Genomic DNA, 6,305 nt, shown 5'->3' with positions numbered 1-6,305 from the left:
ACCTGGCGCACGCACGCGGGCCCGGTGGGCTGCACGGCCACGGCGTCGGTGCGGTACGGGCCCGCGAGCTCCGTCTGCGCGGCGGCGGGCGCGGCTTCGGTCACGAGCGCCGGCGCGGACTCGGCGATGGGGGTCAGCACCGCGGACGGCGCGGGCTCGGCGACAGGCGCCGCGACGATCGTGGGCTCGGCCGCCGGCGCGGGGATCGGCTCCGGGGCGGGCGTGGACGTCACGGCCTGGGCGTGCCCGGTCTGGACGCCCGCAAGGACGAGGGCGGACACGAGCGCGGGGGTGATGATCTTCTTCATGCGAGGGGTCGGGAAGTGCGGTTTGTACAAACGGGCGGTCTGATCGCTCTGGCTGGGAGCGAGTATCGGCACGTGTCGCGATTTCTACAGGAGGGATGCATCAATCTCGCATGAAGACAACGGGTTGCGGAAGTGTCTCCCGCCACACGTCCATCACCAGGTCAGCTTTCGACCGAGCCATCAACCTCCCCCAGGGGTTTTGGGGGGAGGTGCGAGCCTAAGCGAGCGGAGGGGGCGCCCGCGCGATCTCCGCCGCCTGTGCAGATCCTCCTCCGCACTCTCGCACTCCCGCACTTTCACACTCCCCGCCCTTGCCACCGCCGCCGCGTGCAGCAACCTTCCAGGGCAAGCGTTTACGCACATCCCGGAGTGGTCCCGCATGTCCAGCACGCCGTCCAAGCCGCCCGTCCACGACCCGGCCGCCAAGCCCGCCGGGGGCATGGGCGCCATCCTGAGCACCGCCCGCCAGCTGGCGCGCGAAAAGGCCGTCGTGCCCGGCACCAATGCCCTGCGCGTGCTCAACCAGGACGGCGGCGTGGACTGCCCCGGCTGCGCCTGGCCCGAGCCGGCCGCCGGCGAGCGCTCGCACTTCGAGTTCTGCGAGAACGGCGCAAAGGCCGTCGCGGCCGAGGCCACGCGCAAGCGCGTCACCCCCGAGTTCTTCGCCCGCTACAGCATCGACGAGCTGCAGGCGCAGAGCGACTATTGGCTGGAGCAGCAGGGCCGCGTGGCGCAGCCCGTCATCCTGCGCGAAGGCAAGCGCCACTTCGAGCCCATCGGCTGGGACGAGGCGTTCGCGAAGGCCGGCGCCTTTCTGCGCGACCTGCCGGAGCCGAACCAGGCGGCGTTCTACACGTCGGGGCGCACGTCGAACGAAGCGGCGTTCCTGTACCAGCTCTTCGGGCGGATGTACGGGACCAACAACTTCCCGGACTGTTCCAACCTGTGCCACGAGTCCAGCGGCGTGGGGCTCAAGCAGACGATGGGCATCGGCAAGGGCGCGGTGCAGCTGGACGACTTTGAAAAGGCCGACGCCATCTTCATCATCGGCCAGAACCCGGGGACCAACCATCCCCGGATGCTCACCGTGCTGCAGGCGGCGCGGCGGCGCGGGGCGCAGATCGTGGCCATCAACCCCCTCCGCGAGCGCGGGCTGATGAAGTTCGCCCATCCGCAGGAGGTGGGACCGACCCTGTTGGGACAGGGGACGGAGATCGCCACGGTCTACCTGCAGCCCAAGCCGGGCAGCGACGTGGCGGTGCTCAAGGGGATGATGAAGCAGCTGCTCGAGGCGGAGCGGCGCGACCGCGGGCGGGTGATCGACCACGGGTTCATCCGCGCGCACTGCACGGGCTTCGAGGAGCTGGTGGCGGACCTGGATGCGACCCCGTGGACGCAGATCACGGAGCAGAGCGGGCTCACGCAGGCCGAGATCCGCCAGGCGTCGGAGGTCTACATCAAGTCCCGCGCGACCATCATCTGCTGGGCCATGGGGCTCACGCAGCACGAGAACGCCGTCGACAACATCATCTCCATCAGTAACCTGCTGCTGCTGCGCGGCAACGTGGGCCGCCCCGGCGCGGGCCCCTGCCCCGTGCGCGGCCACAGCAACGTGCAGGGTGACCGCACCGTCGGCATCGATCACAATGCGCCAGGGTGGATCGATCGGCTGGAGGCGGAGTTCGGCTTCAGCGCGCCGCGCGCGGGCGGATACGACGTGGTGCACGCCATCGAGGCCATGCAGGAACGGCGCATCCGCTTCTTCATGGCCATCGGCGGCAACTTCCTGGGCGCGTCGCCGGACACGGGCCTCGTGGCGGAGGGATTGAAGGGGATCGACCTGGCCGTGCACGTGACCACCAAGCTCAACCGCACGCACGTGACGGCGGGGCGCGAGGTGATGATCTGGCCGTGCCTGGGCCGCACGGAGACGGACCGGCAGGCCGGCGGCGAGCAGTTCGTGACGGTGGAGGATTCGATGTCCGTCGTCCACGTCAGCCGCGGCGTGAACAAGCCGGCGTCGCCCCACCTGAAGAGCGAGATCGCCATCGTCTGCGGCTTGGCGAAGGCGGCGCTGCCGGAGGGGGGTGGCGTGGACTGGGACGCGCTGGCGGCGGACTACGACCGCATCCGCGACCACGTCCAGCGCGTGGTGCCGGGGTTCGACGACTACAACCGTCGCGTGCGCGAGCCGGGCGGGTTCGTGCTGCGCAACGCGGCCGCGCACCGCGAGTGGAACACGCAGACGGGACGCGCCAACTTCGTCGTGGTGCCCACGCCGGACATCCGGCTGCCGGAGGGCCAGCTGCGGCTGTTCACCATCCGCTCGCACGACCAGTACAACACCACCATCTACGGCCTGGACGACCGCTACCGCGGCATCAAGCAGGCGCGGCGGGTCATCCTCATGCACCCGGACGACATCGCGGAGCGCGGCCTCGCGCCCGGCGACTGGGTGGACATCCGCTCCCACGCGGCGGACGGGCGCGCGCGCATCGCGCCGAAGTTCCGCGCCGTCGCCTACGACGTGCCGCGCGGGTGCGCCGCGGCGTACTTTCCCGAGGCCAACGTGCTCGTCCCCGTCGGCTCGCGGGCGAAGGGGAGCGGCACGCCGTCGTCCAAGATGGTGCCCGTGACGGTGGAGCGCGCCACGAGCGAGGTGGACGTGGTGGGCGTGGACGAGCGCCTGGTGCCGCGGGCGCGCGCGCAGGCGGAGCATCTGACGGGCGCCGCCGTCTGAGCGGGCCCATGCGCCCCGGGAGCACGGCGCGGCGCCGCATCGAGCGCATCCGCGTGGACGGGGCGGGCGTCGATCGCCGCACGCGCGACGACCTGCTGGCCGTGGAGGAGCCGCTGGAGATCCGCCTCGTCCGCGCGGAGGACACGGGGCGGGCGGAGGAGGCAGCCACGCGCGTGGCGGTGACCATGCGCACGCCCGGCGCGGACTTCGAGCTGGCGGCGGGATTCCTCTACTCCGAGGGATTGATCGACGGGCCGGATTCCATCGGCCGCATCCGCTACTGCACGGACGCGCCGCAGCAGTACAACACCGTCAGCGTCCATTTGGCGCCGGGGGCGGACTTTGATCCGTCGCTGCTGTCGCGCAACTTCTACGCGACCAGCAGCTGCGGCGTGTGCGGCAAGGCCAGCATCGACGCCGTGATGGGCCCCGCCTGCACCGTCCTCGCCGACGGGTTCACGGTGGATGCCGGCCTGCTCGTGGCCCTGCCGGACCGGCTGCGCGAGGCCCAGCGCGTGTTCGAGCGGACGGGCGGGCTGCACGGCGCCGCGCAGTTCACGCCGGACGGCACGCTGGTGCGCGCGCGCGAGGACGTGGGCCGGCACAACGCGCTGGACAAGCTCGTGGGCGCCGCGCTGCTGGAGCACCAGCTGCCCCTGGCGGAATCGATCGTGCTGGTGAGCGGGCGGCTGAGCTTTGAGCTCGTGCAGAAGGCCGCGCGGGCCGGGGTGCCGGTGTTGGCCGGCGTGTCGGCGCCCAGCAGCCTGGCCGTGCGGCTGGCGGACGAGGCGGGAATGACGCTCGCGGGCTTTGTCCGCGACGGGGGATTCAACGTTTACGCGGGGGGCGGGCGCATCGTCCACCGCACGCGACAGGGGGTGGGTGGATGACGATCCGGCGGATCCTGGGGGGGATGATGGTGGCCGTCGCGCTGGCGGCCTGCGGCGACCAGGGCGGCGAGCTGGCGGAGGACACCGCGCGCCGCCGCGCGTCCGAGACGGGCGCGGACTCCGCGGGCGGCGACTCGTCGACGGCGCCCGCGCCGGACGAGCCGGGGCGAATGCCCGCCTTTGTGCTCAGCGACTCGTCGCCCGTGACGCTGCCCGCCACGCCCGCCGCCGCGGACAGCGCCGCCGCGCCTGCCGCGATGCCCGGGCAGACGCCCGCCGCGCCGCAGGAGGCGTGGACGGCGGGCGTTACGGACCGCGTGCGCACCATGTCGCGCCCCGTGACGCTGCGCGACGTGCGGGTGGGCGTGAACCAGGGCTTCGACCGGCTGGTGCTGGAGTTCGCGGGCAGCGACGTGCCCGGCTATCGCGTGGAGTACGTGGACCGCCCCGCGCGCCACTGCGCCAGCGGCGACCCGGTGAGCATCGCGGGCGACGGGCTGCTGGCCGTGACCCTGCGCGGCACGGAGGCCCACGACGCGCGCGGCCAGGTGACCGTCTCGCCCCGCGAGCGCCGCCTGCAGATGCCGCTCGTGAAGGAGTACGAGTTCACGTGCGACTTTGAGGGCGAGGTGCAGGTGGTGCTGGGCGTCGCGTCGCCCAACCGCTACCGCGTGACCGAGCTCCAGAACCCCACGCGCCTCATCGTCGACGTGCAGCAGTAACCCGCGGTCGATGCCACGCGTGAGGGGCTGGCTTCCGCTCTGGAGCCGGCCCTGCTCGTTTTGTCATGATCTCGCCCGCATATGCGTGTCCGTCCGGCCTGATGAGGGTATTGGATCACGCGGATGGGCCAGAAGCGTCATCCTGAGGAGCCGCCGCGTAAACCCTCGTTCGTGCATGATCCGTGGCGGCGACGAAGGATCTTGTCCGCGAAGCTCGGGGGCGATCCTCGTGCACGGACGCCGCCTCCGAGTCTCGCACACAAGATCCTTCGGTCGCGCCAAAGTTCTGCGCGCGTTCATGGTATGCGCGGCGCTCCCTCAGGATGACGCATCGCGGACGCGGGTTTCCAGACCGCCTCCGAGGAGCACCCGCGCGGACTGATGCGGCGCAGGACTCCGGACGGGTGAGACTGCGCGCGGCGGCTCCTCGGGATGACGCATCTCGCCGTTTGCGAAGAACGGTAGGAACAATCGGCTCAACAGATTAGCTTGTTGCGGCACCGTGCGTCCGTCGAGCGGAAGTGAAACCCGGGACGGGAGATGCGCGTACGGCGTGTCTGTTCGAGGCGCAGGAGAACCCGAGGAGGAACCCATGGAGCACCGGTTTCAGGAAGGCACCCCGCGGGGCGTGCTGGTTCGCGACTTCCTGATCTTTCAGTTCAAGACCGCGCTGGACGGGCTCAAGGATGCCGTCGTGCTTCCGCTGGCCACGTTCGTCGTCGTCGTCGACCTGATCTTTGGCCGGGAGGACTCCCGCGGAAAGACCTTCTACTCGCTCCTGTCCGCGTGCGAGTCGTTCGACCGCTGGCTCAACCTGTACGGGCCCGCGCAGCAGGCGTCGGGCAGCCGTGACGGCCTGTTCACGGGCAGCCAGCCGGGCGACGGCAGCATGGTGGGCGACATCGAGGAGATGATGCGTCCGCAGGAGCCGCCCGTGCGGCCCGCGGGGCACCTGCACGGGTGACGATGAGGGAATAGGGAACAGCGAGCCACGGCGGGGGCGCCGGTTCGCTCCCGAATAGACGGAGGCGGCATCCGGACCCACCGGACGGCCGCCTTCGTGCTCAGGTGCCCCGGATGCGCGGTTCCGGGCTCATTCCCGGCCTGCGGCCGCCGCCCCGAACGCCCGCGCGTGCCACGACGCGCGCATGGGCAGCTCCCAGCGGCCGCCCCGCACGTCGCCCACGGTGCCGACGGTGTTGTCGAACACGGTTGTATCCGCGTCCACCTCGCCGGCGGAGACGCGCTGACGGAACGAGGCGCGCGGCTCGGCTTGGATCTGCCCGTCCGCGCCGCGCCAGAAGACGAGCGACGAATCGCGCAGGGGCACGCCCGTCTGCGCCTCCAGCTCGCCCAGGGAGCGGAACAGCGTGTCGATGGAGCAGCCGCTCACGCCCGTGGCGCGTTCGTCCGCGCCCACGAGGAGAAAGCGGCCGTGGCGCAGCTCGCGCCCGCCCACCACGGGCGAGCCGTGCGCCGCCCAGCGGGCGATGAAATCGTCCACGTGCGCCAGCAGGTCGGCCTGCTGGGTATCGTCCAGGGGACGCGCGGCGGCGAACACCCACAGGCGCGCGTCGTCGGGAAGCTGATCGAAGGAGACCGCGGGCATATGCAACTGCCAGGGAATAGGGAACAGGGAATAGGG

Annotated in this window: 5 protein-coding genes and 1 pseudogene; 4 read left to right on the top strand and 2 right to left on the bottom strand. The window is 71.4% G+C overall.

What is annotated here, in order from left to right; genetic code table 11:
- Window positions 1–308: pseudogene (locus tag VFZ20_RS04685) on the bottom strand (hypothetical protein); the annotation flags it as partial.
- Between the two features lie 379 nt (window positions 309–687).
- On the opposite strand from VFZ20_RS04685, the gene VFZ20_RS04680 reads away from it, so the two are divergent.
- The 4 genes from VFZ20_RS04680 to VFZ20_RS04665 all read left to right on the top strand — a co-directional run bounded on the left by VFZ20_RS04680 (window position 688) and on the right by VFZ20_RS04665 (window position 5,624).
- On the top strand, window positions 688–3,048 hold the full coding sequence (locus VFZ20_RS04680; RefSeq protein WP_329682673.1) for an FdhF/YdeP family oxidoreductase: 2,361 nt from the start codon (window positions 688–690) through the stop codon (window positions 3,046–3,048).
- An 8-nt stretch (window positions 3,049–3,056) separates the two neighbouring features.
- Complete coding sequence (gene fdhD / locus VFZ20_RS04675) at window positions 3,057–3,938, top strand: formate dehydrogenase accessory sulfurtransferase FdhD (RefSeq protein ID WP_329682672.1); 882 nt, start codon at window positions 3,057–3,059, stop codon at window positions 3,936–3,938.
- Window positions 3,935–4,660, top strand: coding sequence for an AMIN-like domain-containing (lipo)protein (locus VFZ20_RS04670; protein ID WP_329682671.1), 726 nt, complete (start codon window positions 3,935–3,937; stop codon window positions 4,658–4,660). The genes fdhD and VFZ20_RS04670 overlap by 4 nt, the downstream gene beginning before the upstream one ends.
- A 592-nt stretch (window positions 4,661–5,252) precedes the next feature.
- Window positions 5,253–5,624: a hypothetical protein gene (locus VFZ20_RS04665; protein WP_329682670.1), complete on the top strand. Its 372-nt coding sequence runs from the start codon at window positions 5,253–5,255 to the stop codon at window positions 5,622–5,624.
- Between the two features lie 129 nt (window positions 5,625–5,753).
- Here the strand turns inward: VFZ20_RS04665 and VFZ20_RS04660 are convergent.
- On the bottom strand, window positions 5,754–6,305 hold a 552-nt coding region (locus tag VFZ20_RS04660), incomplete at its 5' end, for a hypothetical protein (protein WP_329682669.1).

The sequence above is a fragment of the Longimicrobium sp. genome (assembly GCF_036280135.1).
Taxonomy (GTDB): Bacteria; Gemmatimonadota; Gemmatimonadetes; order Longimicrobiales; family Longimicrobiaceae; genus Longimicrobium.
This window is presented reverse-complemented; position numbering and strand designations above follow the sequence as displayed.